We start from the raw sequence: 19,742 nt of genomic DNA on the forward strand, positions 1-19,742 counted from the left end.
TTTAACCTGAAGTAATAAAAAATAAGCCTAAACTAACAACGGGAGTGCTATCTAGGGTGGAACTTGAAACCATTTTCCCTACCTTTGTAAAAATCTTTTAAATATGCTCATAATTGGCATTGCCGGAGGAACCGGTTGTGGTAAAACTACAGTAGTCGATCAAATTGTATCAGAACTTCCAGAAGATGAAGTGTGTATAATATCTCAAGATTCATACTATCACGATACAAGTCATTTAACATTAGACGAACGAACCAAAATAAACTTTGATCATCCACAGGCTATTGATTTTGAATTGCTAGCTAGTCATTTAAAAGAACTTCGCGCTGGAAATTCGTTTGAGCAACCAGTTTATTCATTTATAGAGCATAATCGTACAGGAGAAACAATTACTACTTACCCAAAAAAGGTTATAATTGTAGAAGGAATCCTTATATTATCAGATCCTGTTATTCGCGAAATGTTTGATATTAAGATATTTGTACATGCTGATAGCGACGAACGATTAATACGCAGATTAAAACGCGATATTGCCACTCGTGGTCGTGACTTAGAGGAAGTTTTAAACAGGTATCAAACCACACTAAAACCGATGCATCAGCAGTTTATAGAGCCTACAAAAGAGTATGCCGATATAATTATACCAACCAACAAATACAATACTGTGGCTGTAGAAGTTATAAGAAGTATTATAGATCATAAAATAAGACTTAAAGAATAGTGAGTTTATCAGAACTTAGGAATAATAAATTCGTGCGGTTTGTAAGTAACAAATACGTACTAATTCTTGTTGTGTTTATTATTTGGATGTTGTTTTTCGATGCAAATTCCTATCTAACTCACCACGAATTAGATAGTGAAATTAATGCGCTTGAAGACAATGCCGAGTTCTATCAAAAGGAAATAGAAAATGATAAAGCATTTATAAAGAAGATGGAAGATAAAGAGGAAATGGAAAAATTTGCTCGAGAAAAGTATTATTTGAAAAAAGAAAACGAAGATATTTATATTATCGAAAATCAAGATAGTATTAAAAAAGAAGATAAGCGATGAGTGAGTTTCTATTTGAAGAATTTGACCAAGTTTCAGCTAAACAGTGGAAACAGCAAATTCAATTTGACTTAAAGGGCGCAGATTATAACGAAACATTAGTTTGGCAAAGTCCTGAAGGAGTACATGTAAAACCTTTTTATCATCAAGATGATTTTGATAATGAGTTTTCTCCAATTCCAGGGCAACCCGAATCTTGGAAGATTGCCCAAAAAATATTTATCGATGACGAGCAAATAGCTAATAATATTGCTATTGATGCAATTAACAGAGGTGCAAATGCAATAATTTTTACTGCAGATGAAGATTTTGATATTAAAGTTGTTTTTAAAGATTTCCCACTTGAGAATGTCTCAGTTTATTTCAACTTAAAATTTCTTTCAGAAGCGTTTTACACTAAACTATTCAAGTTCTTTGCAAATAAAGAAGCCTCAGTATATTACAATATTGATATTATTGGAAATTTAACTCGTACTGGAAATTGGTTTCATAACTTAAAGAAAGATCACGAAATTTTAGAGAGTGTTATTAAGAAAAATACTTCCTTAAACCTCTTATCTGTAGATACAACTGTTTACCAAAATGCTGGTGCTAATATCGTGCAGCAATTGGCTTATGCCTTGTCTCACGTAAATGAATATCTAAATCACTTAATTAATTCAGAAGATTCTGAAGCTAATACTGAGATTTTAAACAAGGAAGAAGCTCAAAACTTAAATACAACTTTTCAATTAGCTACAGGAGCTAATTATTTCTTTGAAATTGCAAAAGTCCGAGCCTTAAGAAAGCTTTATAAAGTTTTGGCTAACGAATATGGAGTAAAAGAAACTTGCCATATTGTTTCTACACCTTCAAAACGCAATAAAACGCTTTACGATTACAACGTAAATCTATTGCGAAGTACTACCGAATGTATGAGTGCTGTATTAGGCGGTGCTGATACTGTTTGTAACTTGGCTTACGATGAAATTTATCACAAAAGCAATGAGTTTGGTGAGCGTATTTCGCGAAATCAATTACTGATTTTAAAAAACGAAAGTTATTTTGAAAGTGTAAGTAATCCTGCTGATGGAACTTATTATATCGAGCAACTTACAACTGAACTGGCTGAAAAAGCATTAAAACTGTTTAAAGACATTGAGAAGAACGGTGGTTTTCTGAAGCAGTTAAAAGAAGAAACAATTCAGAAGAAAATTAAAAAAAGCGCTGAAAAAGAACAGCAGCTTTTTGATAGTGGCGAATTAAAACTATTGGGAACCAACTATCACATTAACAAGAATGATAGAATGAAAGAGGATATTGAGCTTTTTCCGTTTGTAAAGCACAATCCGGTAAAAACCTTAATAGTTCCAATCATTCAAAAACGTTTGGCAGAAAAAGTTGAACAAGAAAGATTAAGCAATGAGTAGAAGAGATATACAACATATTAGCCTGGATAATTCAGAATTCAGAACTCAGAATTCAGAATTGAATGATGATACTTCTTCCACAGCGGAGAATATTGAATTAAAAAAAGAATACTCCAAGGAAGATATTGACAAGCTTCAGCATCTAAATTTTGTAGCAGGAATTACTCCAAATCTTCGCGGACCATACTCTACTATGTATGTGCGTCGTCCTTGGACAATTCGTCAATATGCAGGATTTTCTACTGCAGAAGACAGTAATGCTTTTTATAGAAGAAATTTAGCTGCAGGTCAGAAAGGACTTTCAGTAGCTTTCGACCTTGCTACACATAGAGGATATGATAGCGACCACGAAAGGGTAGAAGGTGATGTTGGTAAAGCAGGAGTGGCTATTGATAGCGTTGAGGATATGAAGATTCTTTTCGATCAAATTCCTTTAGATAAGATGAGTGTATCGATGACGATGAATGGTGCTGTACTACCAATTATGGCATTCTACATTGTTGCTGCCGAGGAACAAGGCGTTGCGCCAAAAGATCTTTCGGGAACTATTCAAAACGATATTTTAAAGGAGTTTATGGTGAGGAATACTTATATCTATCCGCCTACACCATCGATGAAGATTATCAGTGATATTTTTGAATTTACTTCTAAAAATATGCCTAAATTCAACAGTATATCTATTTCTGGATATCATATGCAGGAAGCTGGAGCAACGGCAGATATTGAACTTGCATATACCTTGGCTGATGGATTGGAATACATCCGAACAGGAATTAAAGCAGGAATGGATATAGATACCTTTGCACCTAGACTTTCTTTCTTTTGGGCAATTGGGATGAACCATTTTATGGAAATCGCAAAAATGCGAGCTGCTAGAATGCTATGGGCTAAGATTGTGAAGCAATTCAATCCTAAAAACGAAAAATCACTTTCGTTGCGTACGCACTGTCAAACCAGTGGGTGGAGTCTTACCGAGCAGGATCCTTTTAACAATGTTGCTAGAACTGCAATTGAGGCTGCAGCAGCGGCATTCGGTGGTACACAATCTTTACATACCAATGCATTAGATGAAGCTATTGCTTTACCAACAGATTTCTCTGCCCGTATTGCGAGAAACACACAAATTTATCTACAAACTGAAACCCAAATCACAAGAACTGTCGATCCGTGGGCAGGAAGTTACTATGTAGAAAGTCTAACTAATGAAATCGCAAATAAAGCTTGGGCTTTAATTGAAGAAGTTGAAGAGTTAGGAGGGATGACAAAAGCTATAGAAGCGGGTATTCCTAAAATGCGCATTGAAGAAGCTTCGGCTAGAAAACAAGCGCGTATAGATAGTGGTCAGGATGTAATTGTCGGGGTTAATAAATACCGATTGGCTAAAGAAGACCCATTACAAATTTTAGATGTTGATAATAAAAAGGTTAGAACTTCTCAGATAGAACGCTTAAATCAAATAAAATCTACTCGAGATAATACTAAAGTTGAAAAAGCACTTGCAGATATAACCGAATGTGCCCGTACAGGTGAAGGAAATTTATTAGCTTTAGCTGTAGAAGCTGCTCGTTGTAGAGCAACTCTTGGCGAAATCTCTACCGCAATGGAAAAGGAATTCGGAAGGTATAAAGCACAAATAAGATCATTTAGCGGCGTGTATAGTAAAGAAATAAAACAAGATGAAAGCTTTGCAAAAGCTAGGGAGATGGCAGACCAGTTCGCAGAATTGGAAGGGCGTCGTCCACGTATTATGATTGCAAAAATGGGGCAAGATGGTCACGACCGAGGAGCGAAAGTTGTTGCTACGGGATATGCCGACGTAGGTTTTGATGTGGATATAGGTCCACTATTCCAAACTCCAGCCGAAGCTGCGAAACAAGCTGTAGAAAATGATGTCCACATTCTAGGCGTATCGTCTTTGGCAGCAGGCCATAAAACGTTAGTACCTCAAGTAATTGAAGCTTTAAAAAATTACGGCCGTGAGGATATTATGGTTATCGTTGGCGGTGTAATTCCTGCACAAGACTATCAATACCTTTTTGATGCAGGGGCTATAGCTGTTTACGGTCCCGGAACCCGCATTAGCGATGCAGCAATTGAGATGTTGGGAGTGTTGATTGAATCTATAGAGTAGTGGAATTGGGGGTAATTGACTGCTTTATTGTATAAATTATCAGAATGAATGAGAATTTTTATATAAAGCATCAAGATCATTTAAAGTTGTATGTTTTATTGAAAGATAAAATCAACTTTGAAAATGTGATGACCCGCAAACAATTACCATTCTATTCTGAAGTTAAGGAACAAGCATTTTTAGATGGTGGAATTAGGTATTTCATTCTTGAAACTGATAGACAAAAAGTAGATTCATTGCTAATTGAAAATGATATAGTTGCTAGTACTGAAACAATACTAAATCAAGATTTTCGCGATATCAAGAAGTTTTATAAGGTGTATGCTTGGGTTGCCGTAAGTATTGTGGTTTTGATAGTTCTTGCTTTAATTATAGAATTCATTGTTTTCATCGATTAAGTTACTTCCATAAAAATCTTTAATGCTTCAAACGATTATTCATTATACATTACATTTATTAGTTCCTGGACTAATAGCTTATGTTTTCTTCAGAAAAGAATGGAAGAAAGCTTGGTTAATAATGTTGGCTACAATGCTAGTAGATTTAGATCATCTTTTGGCTACGCCTATATTTGATCCAGGTAGATGTAGTATTAATTTCCACCCATTACACACTTATTGGGCAATAGCGGTTTATGTGGTGATGTTGTTTTTCAAAAAAACAAGAATTATAGCAGTAGGATTACTATTCCACATGCTAACAGATTTTATAGATTGTCAATGGTGATTAGCCAATAAAAGCTAAGTATCAATATTAAAATATGAAATATTGAACAATTGAAGGTGGCTGAGTATTTCTATTTTCTGTAGAAAAATAAAATACACCGAAGCCCCGGACTACCTATGATGATAGGGTTCATTTCTTAAAATAGTGAACCCGCGATATAGTTGCTCAATAAAAAACAACCTTACCATTTGATGAGAAAAAGTCATTGAAGAAAGGGATACTTTTCCGTTTGCGCGTTTATATACCTCCTCGCTAAATCCATAAGGCCCTCCAATTACAAAAATTAGATTTTTCAGGCCGCTATTCATTTTCTTTTGTAAAAATTGAGAAAATCCTTCAGAAGTATATGTTTTTCCTTTTTCATCTAGAAGAATCAATACATCAGCTGTATTTGTTCGTTTTAGGATCTCATCACCTTCAGCTTGTTTTTGAAGGGCTTCAGATAAGTTTTTTGCATTTTTAATATCTGGAATTACTTCCAATTCAAAAGGAATATAAAACCCCAATCTTTTGATGTAATCATCCATTAGGGATTGTAACTGTTTATTGTCGGTTTTACCTATTGCGAGTAGTGTAATTTTCATCTAAAAGTTTTCAGATTTCAAAAATACAAAGATAATAGGTGTCTCTTCCTAATTCTCACTTCGACTTTCTAACTTTTTAAAGTATTTTAGCTAAAATTTTAAGCTATGATTTCAGAAAAACAATTCAACAAAGAGATAGATATCATAATCGCAAATGCAATTCGTGAGGATGTAGGGAATGGCGATCATAGTTCATTAGCCTGTATTCCAGAAGATGCTACCGGTTCGGCTAAGCTTTTGGTAAAGGACGAAGGAATTATTGCAGGAATAGATTTTGCGAAACAAGTTTTTGAATATATAGATCCAGGTCTTGAAGTAGAGGTAAAAATAAAAGACGGCTCTCCAGTAAAATATGGAGATGTATGTTTTTATGTTTCAGGACTTTCACAGTCAATTTTAAAAGCTGAAAGATTGGTTTTGAATGCTATGCAACGTATGAGTGCAATTGCAACTAAAACTAATCAATATGTTAAGCTTTTGGAAGGCACTAATACCAAAATTTTAGATACTCGTAAAACCACACCTGGAATTCGCGCATTAGAAAAATGGGCTGTAAAGATAGGAGGTGGAGAGAATCATCGTTTTGCGTTATATGATATGATAATGCTAAAGGATAATCACATCGACTTCTGCGGAAGTATAACTAAGGCTATTGAAAAAACGCAAGCATATTTAAAAGAAAATCATTTTGATCTTAAAATAATTGTTGAAGCAAGAAATCTTGCTGAAATTGAAGAAATCCTTCAAAGTGACGGAGTTTATAGAATATTAATCGATAACTTTAATTACGAAGATACTCGTAAGGCTGTAAAACTAATTAACGGTAAGTGTTTAACAGAATCTAGTGGAGGAATTACATTAGAAACAGTTAGAAAATATGCAGAATGTGGTGTAGATTATATTTCAAGTGGTGCGTTAACGCATTCGGTTTATAATATGGATCTTAGCCTAAAAGCGGTTAAATGAGCGAAAACCAAGAAAAGGAAATAAAAATTCCTGTAATACGGGAATTGGTTGATGTAACAAAAAGAATAAAACTCCCAGGATTAGGTCAGTTTTCACTATATCATTTATTAGAAATTTATGTAAATGGTATTTTAAAAGGTTCCTTTTCGCCGCGAGCTAGTTCTATTGCTTATAGTTTCTTTTTAGCGTTATTTCCTTTTTTGCTTTTACTTTTAAACCTTATTCCTTACATCCGTATAGATGGGTTTCAAACGCGGTTTTTAATATTTATTGAAGCTTTATTACCTCCACAAACCACACAGTTTTTCTATCCAATTATTGCAGATATTGCGGTAAACCCACGCTCTGGATTGCTGTCGTTTGTGTTTATACTGTCGCTATTCTTATCAGCAAATGGGGTGAATGCTATATTTAGTGCATTTCAATACTCTTTTCACGTATCTGTAAATAGGAATTTTTTCCGTCAATACCTTGTAGCTCTAAGTGTTGCTATTTTCTTGGCATTGTTGTTGTTAACTTCAGTAGGGGTTATCCTTTATGGAGAATTTATTATTCGCGACTTCCAATCTAGAGCTTATATCGATAACGATTTGTTTTGGATTCAGTTCTTTCAATTTCTTGTATTCCTAATTATGATCTATGTCGTAATTGCGACCTTGTATTACTTCGGAACCAAAGAAGGGAAGTCTTCAAGCTTTTTTTCCATTGGAGCAGTAGTTACTACAGTGTTGTTCTTGTTAACCACATATTTTTTCGGAATATATATTAATAATTTTTCAAATTATAACGAGTTATATGGCTCTATTGGTGCACTTTTGATATTGATGTTATATATTTGGATAAACGCAAACCTTTTGCTGCTAGGTTTTGAGTTGAATGTTTCAATTAAGCAGCTTAAAGAAAAAATTAAAAAATAACTTAATCTCTTCAAATTATGAATAAAATATTTTTAACACTCTCATTAGCTTTAATGACTGTTTTTGCTGCTTCGGCTCAAGATGTAACTGGAAAATGGAAAACTATAGACGACGAAACAGGGGAAGCAAAATCTATTGTTGAAATCTATAAGCAAAACGGTAAAGTTTATGGTAAAATAGTAGAAATTTTAAACCCTGCTAAGAAAAATGCAGTATGCGATAAATGCCCAGGAGCGGATAAAGGAAAGCCAATAGAAGGACTTGTAATACTTAAAGGACTTCAGAAAGATGGCGATGAATACAACGACGGAACAATTATGGACCCATTAAACGGGAAAGTTTATAAAAGCTATATTAAATTAAATGGAGCAAATAAGCTTGACGTACGTGGATATGTAGGTTTTTCACTTTTAGGAAGAACACAAACTTGGTCTAGAGTGAATTAAAAAATCATAAAAACAGTATCTTTAGGCCACCATTTTGGTGGCCTTTTTTGTGTCTTCAAATCAAATAATTAATCAAATAATTTTTCCTTTTGTTTTTTATAGATGTTATTCTTCCTATTCCTTTAAAACAAACCTTCACTTATAGTGTAAACAAGGATGAAGCTGCTTTTCTGCAACCGGGTATGCGTGTAGCTATCCCATTTGGAAAGTCAAAAGTTTTTACGGGAATTGTTTATCAAGTTCACGATCAAGCTCCGGTAGGCTACGAAACCAAGTCTATAGATCATATTTTAGATGAAACCCCCATAATTACAATTCATCAGTTAAAGCATTGGGAGTGGATTGCGAAGTATTATATGTGTTCATTAGGGGAAGTGATTAAGGCTGCTTTACCAAGTGCTTTTTTATTGGAAAGTGAAACAATGATTAAGCTTTCTACCGAAATTAATATAGAGGAAAAATCACTTACAGATGAAGAGTTTTTAGTATTTGAAGCGCTTCAAAATCAAACTTCATTACACATAAATGAAGTGCGCTCTATACTCGATAAGAAAAATGTGGTTTCTGTTATTAATAAATTAATAGATAAAAAAGTTGTTGATGTTGAAGAAACCGTTTACGAGCTATACACCCCAAAGCTTGTTCGCTATGTGAAGCTTTCACCTGAATATACTTCTGAAGAGAATTTACGTCAACTTTTAGATTCGATGAGTCGCGCTCCAAAACAACGCGAAATGCTTATGAATTTGTTTGTACTGAGTAGTCAGACAAAAAAACCGATTACAACTATAGCACTTCAAAAGAAAAGTAATGCCTCGGCTTCCACTTTAAAATCGCTTATCGATAAAGGAGTTTTAGAAGAATATTTTATTCAAAAAGATAGGGTAGAGTTTTCGGGTGAAGCTACCACAGATATTAAAGAGTTAAGCGAAGCACAAACAAAAGCCTACCAAGAGATTAAAGCTACTTTTGCTGAAAAAGATGTTGTATTACTTCACGGTGTAACATCTAGTGGGAAAACTGAAATTTATGTTCGTTTAATAGAACAAATGATAGCTACGGGAAAGCAGGTTTTATATATGCTTCCTGAAATTGCCTTGACTACACAATTAATTACTCGACTTCAAAAATATTTTGGAGAAAAAATCTCTGTTTACCATTCAAAATTTTCAGTAAATGAAAGGGTTGAGGTTTGGAATAATGTATTGAATGAAAAGTCAAAAGCACAAGTGGTTATTGGTGCGCGTTCATCATTATTTTTACCTTTTAAAAATCTAGGATTCATAATAGTAGATGAAGAGCACGAGCCATCATTTAAGCAATATAGTCCTTCACCACGTTACAATGCTCGAGACAGCTCTATAGTATTAGCTAAACTTCACAAAGCAAAGGTTTTGATGGGGTCTGCAACGCCCTCTTTAGAAAGCTATTACAATGCTAAAACAGGGAAATTTGGGTTGGTAACCCTAAAAAAGCGTTTCGGAAACGTACTAATGCCTGAAATTGAATTGGTAGATATTAAGGACAAAAGCCGTAAAAAGCAAATGACGGGGCATTTCAGTGATAGACTGCTGGAAGAAATGCGTGAAACTTTAGGAAATGGGGAACAGGTTATTCTTTTTCAGAATAGAAGAGGTTATTCGCCAGTGGTAGAGTGTACAACTTGTGGTGTTTCGCCTCAATGCCCTAATTGCGATGTAAGTCTAACTTTTCATCAATATAAAAATCAGTTGCGTTGCCATTACTGCGGATACAAAATAGCGATGATGCTAAGTTGCATAGCTTGTGGGAGTGAAACGCTAGACACAAAAGGATTTGGAACCGAACAGGTTGAAAACGAATTAAAACCACTTTTCCCGAATCACAAAATCGCACGGATGGACCAAGATACTACCAGGGGAAAACACGCGTATTCAAAACTTATTGAAGCACTGGAAAATGAAGAAATAGATATTTTGGTGGGTACTCAAATGCTGGCTAAAGGGTTAGATTTTAGAAATATAGGTTTGGTAGGGGTGATGAATGCCGATAACCTTCTAAATTTCCCCGATTTTAGAGCTCACGAACGTAGTTTTCAATTACTTCAACAAGTGTCGGGTAGGGCAGGGCGTACACAAAAAAGAGGTAAAGTTTTAATACAAACGTACAATCCGTATCATCAAATTTTAAAGCAAGTTAGCGTTAATGATTATGCCGAGATGTATAAGGAGCAACTAGAAGAGCGGTACAATTTTAAATATCCTCCATACTATAGAACTATAAAAATTGTTTTTAAAGACAAGAATTTAAAAAAAGTTCAAAAAGCTTCTGCTTGGTTTGCTCAAGCGCTACAATTTCCGTTTAAAGAAAATGTTTTAGGTCCTGAACCCCCACCTATTGGAAGAATTAAGAATATGTATATTATTAATGTCCTAATCAAAATTCCGAAGGATCAGTCTTTAGATAAGAGTAAGAAATATATTAATAACGTACAGCGTAGTTTTAATACAATTAAAGATTTTTCAAGTGTGCGTATTAATATAGATGTGGATAATTATTAAAATTAAGAATATGTCGAGTACATAAATACTTTAGTAAAGTGTATCAACTTGAAGATTTATTGGGCATTTCTTTAAATTCTATTTAAAAATAGGTTTGATTAAACCAAATAATGTATTACTTTTGCACCCTCTTTGGCAGGAAGTCAAGGAGTTTTAATAATAATTTTAATAGATTTTTTATGAATCATTACGAAACTGTTTTCATCTTAAATCCCGTTTTATCTGAAGATCAGATAAAGGAGACAGTAAAGAAATACGAAGATTTTCTTGTTTCTAAAGGTGCTAAGATGATATCCAAAGAAAATTGGGGCTTGAAGAAACTTGCTTACCCAATTCAAAAGAAAAAAAGTGGGTTTTACCACCTGTTTGAGTACACTGTAGAAGGTGATACTGTAAACGAATTAGAAACTGAATTCAAAAGGGATGAGCGTTTTATGCGTTACCTTACTGTAAGCCTTGATAAGCACGCAATTGCTTGGGCAGAGAAGAGAAGAAATCGCAATAAAAAATCAGCTTAAATTATGGCAACATTACAACAACAAGCAAAAGGAAAAAAAGACGGAGAGATCAGATATCTTACTCCGCTTAATATAGAAACAAACAAGACTAAGAAGTATTGTATGTTTAAAAGGTCAGGTATTAAATACGTTGACTATAAAGATGCAGATTTCTTATTAAGATTTGTAAACGAACAAGGTAAAATTTTACCAAGAAGACTTACTGGAACTTCATTGAAGTACCAAAGAAAAGTTGCAGTTGCAGTTAAAAGAGCACGCCACTTGGCACTTATGCCATATGTAACCGATCTATTAAAATAAAAAACCAGAACGTATTATGGAACTTATATTAAAGAATGACGTAGAAAATCTGGGTTTTGCAGATGATATTGTAACTGTTAAGAACGGCTACGGAAGAAACTACTTAATACCTCAAGGACATGCAGTACTTGCTACTCCTTCAGCTAAAAAAGTACTTGCTGAAACTTTAAAACAACGCGCTTTTAAAGAACAGAAAATAGTTGATGAAGCAAAAACACAGGCTGAGAAATTAAACGGACTTGAAATTAAAATCTCTGCCAAAACTGGTGAAGGTGATAAATTATTCGGTTCAGTAAACAACGCTGATCTTGCAGAAGCACTTGAAAAAGCAGGTGTATCTATCGAGAAGAAATTCATCATGATTGCTGGTGGAGCTATTAAGCGTACAGGACCTTACGAAGCAACTATCCGTTTCCACAGAGATGTGATTAGCAACTTCGCATTTGAGGTTGTTGCGGAAGCAAAATAATTTATTCAATTGAATATAAAAAAGCCTTTCTCAGTTTGAGGAAGGCTTTTTATTTGGAAATAGGTTTTCAATTACAATAGATAACAGATACCAAAAATGAAATACGCCAGATTAACAAAAGAACAATTTGAAGAATTACACCAGGAGTTTATCAACTTTCTAGCTACTCAGTCTATTACTGCAGACGAATGGGCTAAGTTAAAAGTTGAAAAACCTGAAGTAGCTGAAGAAGAGTTAGATGTTTTTAGCGACTTAATATGGGAAGGTGTGCTTAAGAAAGTTAAATACCTAGAGCACATTTCGCCTAAGCAATTAATGCTTTTTCATATTACAGATGCTTTTATGGAACTTATCGCAATAAAAATTGATAAGGAAGAGGTTGATATTACAACCGAATACGGCTACAAATGGCTTCAGCAAAATTTACACGACGATGCAGTAAGCTTGTACACATCTACTAAAGCAATTAAAGAAGATAGAAATAAAGATATTTTTATTCTAATTCAGCAAGGTGCTGTTATTACAAAAGGTGAACTTTATACTTATTTTAGCGACCTATTGAAAGAATAATTTTCAAATTAAAAAGCCCCAAATTTCAGAAGTTTAATTTTGAGATTTGGGGCTTTCCTTATGTTATAGTTTTACTTATTCATACCTTAAACTCTCAATAGGATCTAAACGTGCAGCTTTTGAAGCAGGGTAGGAGCCTGCAATAACAGCTACTATAAAGGTTATTATTGTAGCCCAAATCATTGCAGTCCAAGGTAAGGTAAAATCGAAATCGAAAGCTTTTGCGAAGCCATATCCGGTTAGGATTCCGAGAATAATCCCGAGAATACTTCCAAACTGACCAATTACTATAGTTTCCATAAAGAACTGAGTAGATATTGTAGATCGTTTGGCTCCTAATGCCTTACGGACACCAATTTCCCGAGTACGCTCAGTCACAGATACTAGCATAATATTCATCAGAGCTATTGAAGATCCCAAAATTGTGATGATACTTATTATCCAGGCGGCAATTTCTAAATACCCCGTCATTGTTGCAATCCTATTTATTAAATCGTCACTGCGCTCAAGACCGAAATTATTTTCTTCAACTGGACTAAGTCCGCGTATGTTTCTGAAAGTAATTATTGCTTCATCTTGGGCTGCTTCCATATACTGTTTGTCGCCAACCATTACACTGATGTTGTAATTAATGTTAGGCTGAGTGTACATACTTCGTGCAACTTGAACGGGAATTAAAACCCTTAAATCTTGATTATTGCCAAATGTAGAGCCTTTAGATTCAAGTAAGCCTATAACTTTAAACTTAACCCCGCGTATGCTAATGGTTTTATTAATAGGGTCTTCATTCTTAAAAAGACTTTTCATAAAATCGGAGCCTATAATACACACCTTATTGTTGTTTTCAACATCAAAAACTGTAAAATTTCTACCTTTTTCTATTTCTGTACCCGAGGTTTCAAGATAGTTTTCATTAATACCATAAACTTTTACTTCTGGATCTGTTTTTTCTGAGCCAAATTTTACCTCGGCGCCGGCGGTACCTAAAAATGAAAGCGAAGTTTTTGTTTGTGGGAATTCATATTTATTTAAAAACTCACGAACGTTGTTGTAGCTAATTATAGGGTTTACCTTTTCGCGTTCGCCGCTTCTATTACTTTGTACTTCAAATTCGTATCGTTGAATATTAAAAGTATTGGCACCCATAGATGCAAAATTGCCCGATATAGTGTTTTCCAGTGCTTTTACGGCACTTAAAATCCCTACAAGAGCCCAAATACCAATGCCTATAATTACGATAGTTAATATAGTTCTAAGCAGTTGCCCTTTAATAGAGCCAAGTGCAATTCGAACATTTTCCCAAAAGAGTGAAAACATATTTTTAGTTTGAGTTTCTCATTAGACGGCAAAAGTTGGATAAAGTTACTATTATTTAAGATATTTGCTTCTTTAAGTTATGAGTTATGAGTTATGAGTTATGAGTTATGAGTTATGAGTTTGGTTGTTTGTTTGAAATTCTCACCATCTTTCTCTCTTCTCTCTTCTCTTTTTTATAAAATCTAAAATCTATAATCTATTTTGAAACCGTCTATTCCAAAAGGTACTCGCGATTTTACTCCTGAAGAAGTATCTAAACGTAACTATATTTTTAATACTATAAAAGAAACATTTTCTCTTTATGGTTTCCAGCCTATTGAAACCCCATCATTTGAAAACAGTGATACCTTAATGGGGAAATATGGTGAAGAAGGGGATCGTTTGATTTTCAAAATTCTTAATAGTGGAGATTATCTTTCTAAAGTAGACGATGGGCTTTATTCTGAAAAAAATAGCACTAAAATGACTGCTAAGATTTCTGAAAAAGCCTTGCGTTATGATCTTACAGTTCCCTTTGCTCGCTATGTTGTTCAGCATCAAAACGAAATTACTTTTCCTTTTAAACGTTACCAAATTCAACCTGTATGGCGTGCAGATAGGCCTCAAAAAGGACGGTTCCGCGAATTTTATCAGTGCGATGCAGATGTTGTAGGTTCAAAATCGCTTTGGCAAGAAGTGGAATTTGTGCAACTCTATGATGCTGTTTATGCCAAACTTGGACTAAAAGGAGTAACCATTAAAATAAACAATCGTAAGGTTTTAAGCGGTATCGCTGAAACTATTGGTGCAGAAGATAAACTGATAGATTTCACAGTGGCTTTAGATAAACTTGATAAAATAGGTGAGGAAGGCGTAAAAAAGGAAATGCGTGAAAAAGGAATTTCTGAAGAAGCCTTAGACAAATTGCAACCATTATTTTCTTTCTCAGGAAATAACGATGAAAACTTAAAATCCTTAAGCGAAATGCTTTCTGATTCTAAAACAGGAATGCAAGGGGTAGAAGAGTTACAGTTCATCACTAATAATATAGAAACGCTTGGTTTAAAGTCCGCTTCATTGCAAATTGATGTAACCTTAGCGCGTGGCCTAAACTATTACACAGGTGCTATCTTAGAAGTAGCTGCTCCCAAACAAGTGAAAATGGGAAGTATAGGCGGCGGCGGAAGATACGATGATCTTACCGGGATATTTGGTTTAAAAGACATGAGTGGGATGGGAATTTCATTTGGTTTGGATAGAACATATCTTGTGCTTGAAGAACTAAATCTTTTTCCAGAAGCCATTTCTGAAAATAGTAGAGCGCTCTTCCTAAACTTTGGTGAAAAAGAAGCGTTGTACGCCATGAAAACAATTTCAAAGTTGCGTAGTGCTAATGTAAAAGCTGAGCTATATCCAGATTCGGCAAAAATGGGAAAACAGATGGGGTACGCCGATAAGCGCAATATTCCATTTACAATCCTAGCAGGTGAAAAGGAAATGGAAGCCGAAGCTTTTACGCTTAAAAACATGAAAACTGGAGAACAAACAATGATGAGTTATTCAGACCTAGAAAGTTTTTTAGCAGAATAGATTATTACTACTTTACGCAGGTATATCAAAAATCCCCTGGAAAATATATTCAGCGGGATTTTTGGTTTTTATAATTTTAATTGTTGATAGTGTCGAAGATTAGATCTAATAATTATTAGCAAAACTCATTGATATCTATCTAATTTCTATTCTAAAACGAATACTTTTAATAGCAGGATTTTTTAGAAATATTTTCTAGATGTTTGAATATTATCTAAAATTTTAGACTGTGGAATTTCTACGATATCACGCCAATTTAAAAAACATGTTGTAACTTATAACAGAATCAATTAAAATTGTTTTATGAAATCTCCAGACTTCACCAATTTGAGTGCGATGTATGTAAATTGTACATTGAAAAAATCTCCAGAAACTAGCCATACAGACTCATTGATAAATGTTTCAAAACAAATAATGAGGAAGGAAAAAGTTAGAATAGATGAAATCCGATTGGTAGATTTTGAAGTTGCTTCTGGGGTATATCCTGATATGACGGAACATAATTGGGAAAAAGATGACTGGCCAATGTTATTTAAAAGAATCATTAATGCAGATATTCTTATCGTAGGTTCACCAATATGGTTGGGAGAAAAATCTTCAATTGCACAAAAACTTATAGAAAGACTTTACGCTATGAGTGGTCAAACCAACGATAAAGGACAATACTTGTTTTACGGAAAGGTTGGTGGGTGTGTAGTAACAGGCAATGAAGATGGAATAAAACATTGTGCAATGGGAATACTGTATTCACTTCAGCATATAGGGTATTCTATACCTCCACAAGCTGACTGTGGATGGATAGGAGAGGTAGGTCCTGGCCCTAGTTATGGAGATACCGAATGGCAGGGTAAAAAATTAAAGCAACCCGTAGGTTTTGAAAGCGATTTTACCAATAGGAATACTACTTTTATGACTTATAATTTACTTCACCTAGCTTCAATGTTAAAATCAAATAACGGTTACTCAAACTATGGAAATTCTAGAAATGATTGGGATGATGGAGCACGTTGGGAGTTTAAGAACCCTGAATATCGCTAGAATTATAAAGAATAAAATTTTATTAAAACAAAAGATTTGGAGGTGGAACCTCCTCGATAATATAGGGTTTGTTTGTGTTTAAATTCCGCTTATAAAGATCTGTGCTTACAGGATGAGCCTTAAATTCTTTTGAGGTAAAGCCATTTTTGATTAATTCTAATACATTTCCTTCATTTAAATCAGGATTGAACCATTCGTCGTACAATTCTTCATCAAGTACAAGAGGTTGTCTTTTTTTGACATTGTGAACCTCAGTGAAAAAAGGATTTGCTTCCATAGTAAGAATGGAGCAGGTAAATTGATTTGTATCATCTTCTATTTCAGAATAAATCCCACCAAATACAAACAAATCACGGTTATCTGCATATTTATCGGTTGGGATATAACAGAAGTAGGGAATAGAATTTCCCGCAGTTTTATGTGGTTCAAAAAAACCATCGGCTATAATTAGGCAGCGGTTTTCGAATGCTGCTTCTTTGGATAATCCTTGAAAAAGTGTTTCGGACTTTATATTTAAGGTGTTGTATTTTTTTCTAAACGCTGTGATATCTCTCATTCCCCAACTTGGTACATATCCCCATTCAGCCGGATAAATAGTGTTGGGTTCATTCATTTTTACAATTTGAAGATTGGGATGAGTAAATCCAGAGCGATGATAGTAAATCTCGTATTGTTCGGGATTAGCAAAGTCTTTATTAAAGTTTTCTTTTACTTCCTTTTTCTTTTTTGTGAGGGCGGTTTCGTAGCACATTATAGATAGGTGTAGTTTTAAGAATTACCGTTTAGAATAATTTGTTTCAAATCGTATCTAATTCTGTGCTCTAAGGTACTAAATTCAAAAGTTGATTGCATAAAAAAACGGTTAGGAATAAACCTAACCGTTTGAATTTGAGTATTAACCTCTGTAGCGAGATCGGGACTTGAACCCGAGGCCTCCGGGTTATGAATCCGACGCTCTAACCAGCTGAGCTACCTCGCCATTTTAAAAAAAAATTAAGGTAAGTTTCAATCAAAACTTTTCCTTTTCGACGCTCTTACCTCCCGATAGCTATCGGGAGAGCTACCTCGCCATTTTAGATTCTTAATCTAAATTTGCTACAGCCAAAAGGCCTAAGCGGCTGCAAAGATAGTAACAAAATAAACTGACGCAAATTTTATCTCAAATTTATTTCATTTTTTTTATATCTTAATCTCATAAAATTTTTAAACGAATATTTCGGGATTATAATTAATATATATATATTGGGCAGCAACAAATATAGTGCTATGGAAGACAAAATTAAATATGAAATGGAATTCCCAATACAGGTATCTCCATCTTTATTATATCAATATATTTCAACACCTTCTGGGTTATCAGAATGGTATGCAGACAACGTAAATTCACGTGGGGAATTTTATACTTTTATTTGGGAAGGTAGCGAAGAGAAAGCTAAGTTACTAAGCAAAAAAAGCCCTGAACGCATCAAATTTAGATGGTTGGAAGATGAAGGGGAGGAGTTTTATTTCGAACTAAGAATACAAGTTGACGAAATAACTAAAGACGTCTCGCTTATGATAACCGACTACGCTGAAGAAGATGAAATAGAAGAAGGAAAAATGCTTTGGGAAAATATGGTTTCAAACCTTAAACAGATTTTAGGATCTGCTTAAAACCGCAATAAATATATTATTTTAGAACCGTCTTATAGCTAAGACGGTTTTTTATATGATAAACTTAAATGGCCAAATAGTAAAAGAACAAGATGCATCTATTACAATTAATAATAGAGGCTTGAATTATGGTGACGCTGTTTTTGAAACTATGCGTTATGGAAATGGCAAAATTTACTTTTGGGAAGACCATTATCTACGTTTAAAATCGTCATTGAAAATTCTGAAAATGGAAAGTTCAGAGAATTTTTCTAGCAACTTTCTTAAACAAGAAATTTCAAGAACTATAGCTGCACAGGTATCTATAAATTCTTCATATAGAGTAAAGCTATTAGTTTGGCGTAAGGCTGGAGGAAAATACACACCCTTTACCAATGAGGTTGAATATGCAATTATGGTTGAAGCTTTAGCTTCACTAACGTATCCATCGAATATTGCAGCGTGTAAAATAGGGGCTTATGACGAACACTTAGTTTCTTCAGGAGAGCTTTCCACTTTAAAATCGAACAATAGGTTAATTAATGTTTTAGGTAGTGTTTTTGCTAAGGAAAATGGTTTTGATAACTGTTTTCTTCTAAACGAAAAGAATAATGTGGTAGAGGCTTTAAATGGTAATCTGTTTATCGTTTCAGGAAAAACTATTATAACGCCTCCAATTCGAGAAGGATGTTTAAATGGAATAATGCGAAAGCAGCTTATTACTATTGTAAAAAGCGACACAGAATATTCGATAAAAGAAACCTCAATTTCGGTTATGGATTTACATACCGCTGACGAAATTTTTATAACAAATGTTATTCAAGGAATTGTACCCGTTACTAGGTATAATGAAAATGCATTTGAAGATAAAATTGCAAAAATTTTATTGCAAAAATTGAATGATTTGGTAACAACTAATTAGTTGTAAGTAGGGTTTTCTGGAGCGTTAGACCATAAAACATAATCGCCTCCAAGTTCGATCATTTTTTGTTTCCAAAAATTAGCTTTGGTTTTTCCTATTATCTCATTGTTATAGGTATTTGGGACTACTACCCAGCTATGTACTTCTAATTCTTGGTCTAATTGGTCGGCTTCCCATCCTGAATATCCTAAAAAGAAACGAATTTGATTTTCGTTTAATTTATCTTCTTTTAGTAAATCTAAGATTGCATTAAAATCGCCACCCCAATAAATGCCTTTCGAAATTTCTATACTTTCAGGAATAATGTCTGGAATACTATGAATAAAATAAAGGTTGTCTTGTTCTACAGGTCCGCCATTGTAAACAGTGAGCTTAGATTTAACTTCTGGAATAAAGTCTCTAAGCTTATGTTTTAATGGCTTGTTGAGAATAAAACCTACAGAACCTGTTTCATTGTACTCTGCCAATAAAACGACAGAACGATTGAATGAAACGTCACCTATAATAGATGGTTCCGCAATTAAAAGATGGCCTTTTTCGGGTTTAATTATGGTCATTAGTTTTTATTTGGTTTATTAAAGCTAAGTAATTAATTTAAGAATGCCAAAAATTTAATCAAACCAAAGTATAATTATGAT

At 34.1% G+C, this 19,742-nt stretch carries 22 protein-coding genes and 1 tRNA gene; 18 read left to right on the plus strand and 5 right to left on the minus strand.

Going from position 1 to position 19,742, the window contains the following annotated elements; all coding sequences use genetic code 11:
- Positions 1–103: 103 nt before the first annotated feature.
- Genes udk through H4O20_RS06010 form a run of 6 tightly spaced genes read left to right on the plus strand, consistent with a single transcriptional unit; the run spans position 104 to position 5,316 of the window.
- Positions 104–721, plus strand: coding sequence for a uridine kinase (gene udk, locus H4O20_RS05985; RefSeq protein ID WP_185098595.1), 618 nt, complete (start codon positions 104–106; stop codon positions 719–721).
- The gene (locus tag H4O20_RS05990) at positions 721–1,053 is read left to right on the plus strand and encodes a septum formation initiator family protein (protein ID WP_139854940.1); all 333 of its coding nucleotides are present in this window, start codon (positions 721–723) and stop codon (positions 1,051–1,053) included. Before udk ends, H4O20_RS05990 begins: the two co-directional genes overlap by 1 nt.
- Positions 1,050–2,459 (plus strand): methylmalonyl-CoA mutase subunit beta, encoded by a 1,410-nt coding sequence (locus tag H4O20_RS05995; protein ID WP_185098596.1) that lies wholly within the window; start codon positions 1,050–1,052, stop codon positions 2,457–2,459. The genes H4O20_RS05990 and H4O20_RS05995 overlap by 4 nt, the downstream gene beginning before the upstream one ends.
- Positions 2,452–4,590: a methylmalonyl-CoA mutase gene (gene scpA, locus H4O20_RS06000; RefSeq protein WP_185098597.1), complete on the plus strand. Its 2,139-nt coding sequence runs from the start codon at positions 2,452–2,454 to the stop codon at positions 4,588–4,590. The genes H4O20_RS05995 and scpA overlap by 8 nt, the downstream gene beginning before the upstream one ends.
- Before the next feature lie 44 nt (positions 4,591–4,634).
- Complete coding sequence (locus H4O20_RS06005) at positions 4,635–4,988, plus strand: hypothetical protein (RefSeq protein ID WP_185098598.1); 354 nt, start codon at positions 4,635–4,637, stop codon at positions 4,986–4,988.
- Positions 4,989–5,010: 22 nt separating this feature from the next.
- Entirely contained in the window at positions 5,011–5,316 is a 306-nt protein-coding gene (locus H4O20_RS06010; protein WP_139854936.1) for a DUF6122 family protein, read from the plus strand.
- Between the two features lie 110 nt (positions 5,317–5,426).
- Here the strand turns inward: H4O20_RS06010 and rlmH are convergent, their stop codons facing one another.
- Entirely contained in the window at positions 5,427–5,900 is a 474-nt protein-coding gene (gene rlmH, locus H4O20_RS06015; RefSeq protein WP_165148458.1) for a 23S rRNA (pseudouridine(1915)-N(3))-methyltransferase RlmH, read from the minus strand.
- 105 nt (positions 5,901–6,005) lie between these two features.
- Between rlmH and nadC the strand changes: the two genes are divergently transcribed.
- The 8 genes from nadC to H4O20_RS06055 all read left to right on the plus strand — a co-directional run bounded on the left by nadC (position 6,006) and on the right by H4O20_RS06055 (position 12,626).
- Positions 6,006–6,866, plus strand: a complete 861-nt coding sequence (nadC, locus tag H4O20_RS06020) for a carboxylating nicotinate-nucleotide diphosphorylase (protein ID WP_139854934.1) — start codon at positions 6,006–6,008, stop codon at positions 6,864–6,866.
- Positions 6,863–7,783 carry a YihY/virulence factor BrkB family protein gene (locus H4O20_RS06025; protein WP_139854933.1) on the plus strand — a complete coding sequence of 307 codons (921 nt, stop codon included), beginning with the start codon at positions 6,863–6,865 and terminating at the stop codon, positions 7,781–7,783. The genes nadC and H4O20_RS06025 overlap by 4 nt, the downstream gene beginning before the upstream one ends.
- A gap of 17 nt (positions 7,784–7,800) precedes the next feature.
- A complete protein-coding gene (locus H4O20_RS06030; RefSeq protein ID WP_139854932.1) occupies positions 7,801–8,229 on the plus strand; it encodes a DUF2147 domain-containing protein in 429 nt (142 codons plus the stop codon).
- An 89-nt stretch (positions 8,230–8,318) separates the two neighbouring features.
- On the plus strand, positions 8,319–10,769 hold the full coding sequence (gene priA, locus H4O20_RS06035) for a primosomal protein N' (RefSeq protein WP_185098599.1): 2,451 nt from the start codon (positions 8,319–8,321) through the stop codon (positions 10,767–10,769).
- A 179-nt stretch (positions 10,770–10,948) separates the two neighbouring features.
- On the plus strand, positions 10,949–11,287 hold the full coding sequence (gene rpsF, locus H4O20_RS06040; protein WP_139854930.1) for a 30S ribosomal protein S6: 339 nt from the start codon (positions 10,949–10,951) through the stop codon (positions 11,285–11,287).
- A 3-nt stretch (positions 11,288–11,290) separates the two neighbouring features.
- The gene (rpsR, locus tag H4O20_RS06045) at positions 11,291–11,587 is read left to right on the plus strand and encodes a 30S ribosomal protein S18 (RefSeq protein WP_073216777.1); all 297 of its coding nucleotides are present in this window, start codon (positions 11,291–11,293) and stop codon (positions 11,585–11,587) included.
- Positions 11,588–11,603: 16 nt separating this feature from the next.
- Positions 11,604–12,056, plus strand: coding sequence for a 50S ribosomal protein L9 (rplI, locus tag H4O20_RS06050; RefSeq protein ID WP_139854929.1), 453 nt, complete (start codon positions 11,604–11,606; stop codon positions 12,054–12,056).
- A 96-nt stretch (positions 12,057–12,152) separates the two neighbouring features.
- Entirely contained in the window at positions 12,153–12,626 is a 474-nt protein-coding gene (locus tag H4O20_RS06055; protein ID WP_139854928.1) for a DUF6495 family protein, read from the plus strand.
- A 75-nt stretch (positions 12,627–12,701) separates the two neighbouring features.
- On the opposite strand, the gene H4O20_RS06060 is transcribed toward H4O20_RS06055, so the two are convergent.
- A complete protein-coding gene (locus tag H4O20_RS06060; protein ID WP_139854927.1) occupies positions 12,702–13,943 on the minus strand; it encodes an ABC transporter permease in 1,242 nt (413 codons plus the stop codon).
- A 198-nt stretch (positions 13,944–14,141) separates the two neighbouring features.
- Between H4O20_RS06060 and hisS the strand changes: the two genes are divergently transcribed.
- A complete protein-coding gene (gene hisS, locus H4O20_RS06065; protein ID WP_185098696.1) occupies positions 14,142–15,512 on the plus strand; it encodes a histidine--tRNA ligase in 1,371 nt (456 codons plus the stop codon).
- A gap of 303 nt (positions 15,513–15,815) precedes the next feature.
- On the plus strand, positions 15,816–16,550 hold the full coding sequence (locus H4O20_RS06070; protein WP_185098600.1) for a flavodoxin family protein: 735 nt from the start codon (positions 15,816–15,818) through the stop codon (positions 16,548–16,550).
- Between the two features lie 22 nt (positions 16,551–16,572).
- On the opposite strand, the gene H4O20_RS06075 is transcribed toward H4O20_RS06070, so the two are convergent.
- Positions 16,573–17,301 carry an SOS response-associated peptidase gene (locus tag H4O20_RS06075; RefSeq protein ID WP_185098601.1) on the minus strand — a complete coding sequence of 243 codons (729 nt, stop codon included), beginning with the start codon at positions 17,299–17,301 and terminating at the stop codon, positions 16,573–16,575.
- A 154-nt stretch (positions 17,302–17,455) separates the two neighbouring features.
- Positions 17,456–17,529, minus strand: a tRNA-Met gene (locus tag H4O20_RS06080).
- Positions 17,530–17,816: 287 nt separating this feature from the next.
- Between H4O20_RS06080 and H4O20_RS06085 the strand changes: the two genes are divergently transcribed.
- Positions 17,817–18,203, plus strand: coding sequence for an START-like domain-containing protein (locus tag H4O20_RS06085; RefSeq protein ID WP_139854923.1), 387 nt, complete (start codon positions 17,817–17,819; stop codon positions 18,201–18,203).
- 55 nt (positions 18,204–18,258) lie between these two features.
- The gene (locus tag H4O20_RS06090) at positions 18,259–19,104 is read left to right on the plus strand and encodes an aminotransferase class IV (RefSeq protein ID WP_185098602.1); all 846 of its coding nucleotides are present in this window, start codon (positions 18,259–18,261) and stop codon (positions 19,102–19,104) included.
- On the opposite strand, the gene H4O20_RS06095 is transcribed toward H4O20_RS06090, so the two are convergent.
- A complete protein-coding gene (locus tag H4O20_RS06095; RefSeq protein ID WP_139854921.1) occupies positions 19,101–19,661 on the minus strand; it encodes a YqgE/AlgH family protein in 561 nt (186 codons plus the stop codon). The two genes, H4O20_RS06090 and H4O20_RS06095, sit on opposite strands and share 4 nt — an antisense overlap.
- Positions 19,662–19,742: the final 81 nt, after the last annotated feature.

Source organism: Aequorivita sp. 609 (assembly GCF_014212065.1).
Classification (GTDB): Bacteria; Bacteroidota; Bacteroidia; order Flavobacteriales; family Flavobacteriaceae; genus Aequorivita; species Aequorivita sinensis.